The sequence below is a fragment of the Halomonas sp. 707D4 genome, from assembly GCF_024158685.1.
Taxonomy (GTDB): Bacteria; Pseudomonadota; Gammaproteobacteria; order Pseudomonadales; family Halomonadaceae; genus Vreelandella.
In genome coordinates this window covers 1-1,568 of record NZ_JAMZBD010000613.1, presented here as the reverse complement: position 1 = coordinate 1,568, position 1,568 = coordinate 1, and the positions used below count along the sequence as shown (strand labels likewise).

Here is a 1,568-nt window from a genome sequence, read left to right as displayed (position 1 = left end):
CACGATGGCCGCCCCACGGCATACCTAGTCTGCGGGACCGATCATGGCGGTGAGATCATCACCGCCTCGAGCAGCGCCCTAACTAGTTAATACCAGCATTGCAGATCACCAAGAGACCCAGCCGTATGATGAAACCCCTTATCCACCGTTGGCTCTTGCTGGCGACGCTGATCAGCTTGCCCGCCATGGCACAGGAAACCGAGTATCAGTTTGGCGTACGTTGGAGCGTGAATGACCTTGCATCATCCCTCTATATACAGGACATTATGTTGGACTTTACCGGGGTCGCCAGCAATTTTGATCGCCGCCAGCCAATTACTGAATATACCAAGACCGGTAACAATACAATTGGGTTAAACACATGGATAGATGGCGGATATTGGGCCGAAGATCAAATAAAGGTGTCGTTGCTTTACTGGGAACCGGGCCAGAATCCAAACACCGAGGCCAATACTGCATTTGAAGTGGTAATGAGGCCCGGAGTGGAAGATGCTAAGCCTGAAGTCGTCTCGGTAGATCCATCGGCTCCCTTGCAGCCTCGGGAAAGCGATATCGAGTTTACCAGCAATGGACGTTATGAAACGTTAAATATCTCTTTTAACAACCGACAGTCGATGCCAACCTGGTGTTGGGAAGAAGGCGATGTGCTGCAAGACAACGCCGCTACTCGCGATAGCCTGACCCATGAATACCGTCGGCTACATGCTCTGTTTGCGGCAGGCGATAACGAGGCCTTACTGAACGCCGCCGCGATCAGAACCGAAGAGCTCGCTATTGCCTCGAATACGCCAGAAGAGTACGTGCGCCATCGATTCAGCTACGACATGTACTTTGATAACCCAGATGTTTATCAGTTGAACGACTTCCCTGAGGAGCCAATGACGTTAAACTTGGGGGCAAATAGCCGTGTTGCTTGGCTAACAACAGAGGGAGTCCAGGTTCCGATAAGGTTTAATCATATTCAAGAGAATGATATTTCAAGCAGAGTAAGACCCTACTTCATCCAACGCAATGGCCAATGGGAAATCTGCCGATGAAACCTGTAGCCCGGCAGGGCGACCTGCACCGCTGTCCCATCCCCGGTCACGGCACTACCGAAATCGTTTCCGGCTCGCCTTCTCATGTAGAGGGCCAACCCGTGGCGCGGGTAGGCGATAAAACCGGCTGCGGCGCGACCATCGTTGAAGGCTCCAACCATTCGAGCCACGATGGCCGCCCCACGGCATACCTTGGCTGCAGGACTGATCATGGCGGTGAGGTCATCACCGCCTCGCGCACTGCCAACATCCAGCCTTGATCGATCTTGACAGTGCGTTCCATCCGCGAGACACGACCGCTCCCGCAATCCATCAGGGCTTTTTCACGGCCTTGAACAGCGGCGCATAGAGACTATCCACCAGCTCCGCGAAGCCTTCGCCCTGGGGCGTGCGGGCGTGGAAGAGGTTCGCAAAGCGTGGCCACTGGTGGGCGAGGTAGGCGCTTTTCATGACGTCGCCGGCGATGAAGCGTCCGCCTTCGTAGGCGGCTTCGGCGGTGGCGTAGGCGCTGCTGGTCTCGTCGCTTTGGGG

The 1,568-nt window shown here is 55.2% G+C and carries 3 protein-coding genes; 2 read left to right on the top strand and 1 reads right to left on the bottom strand.

Going from position 1 to position 1,568, the window contains the following annotated elements; all coding sequences use genetic code 11:
• The first annotated feature begins 125 nt into the window (after positions 1–125).
• Positions 126–1,037: a hypothetical protein gene (locus BIS11_RS17190; protein ID WP_253419248.1), complete on the top strand. Its 912-nt coding sequence runs from the start codon at positions 126–128 to the stop codon at positions 1,035–1,037.
• Positions 1,019–1,297, top strand: coding sequence for a PAAR domain-containing protein (locus tag BIS11_RS17185; RefSeq protein WP_367399231.1), 279 nt, complete (start codon positions 1,019–1,021; stop codon positions 1,295–1,297). The genes BIS11_RS17190 and BIS11_RS17185 overlap by 19 nt, the downstream gene beginning before the upstream one ends.
• Before the next feature lie 52 nt (positions 1,298–1,349).
• On the opposite strand, the gene BIS11_RS17180 is transcribed toward BIS11_RS17185, so the two are convergent.
• A partial coding sequence (locus BIS11_RS17180; RefSeq protein ID WP_253586670.1) for a hypothetical protein occupies positions 1,350–1,568 on the bottom strand: 219 nt, incomplete at its 5' end.

Coding starts and splice junctions, on each gene's coding strand:
- BIS11_RS17190 (WP_253419248.1), top strand. CDS start 126: ATGATGAAACCCCTTATCCACCGTTGGCTCTTGCTGGCGACGCTGATC.
- BIS11_RS17185 (WP_367399231.1), top strand. CDS start 1,019: ATGGGAAATCTGCCGATGAAACCTGTAGCCCGGCAGGGCGACCTGCAC.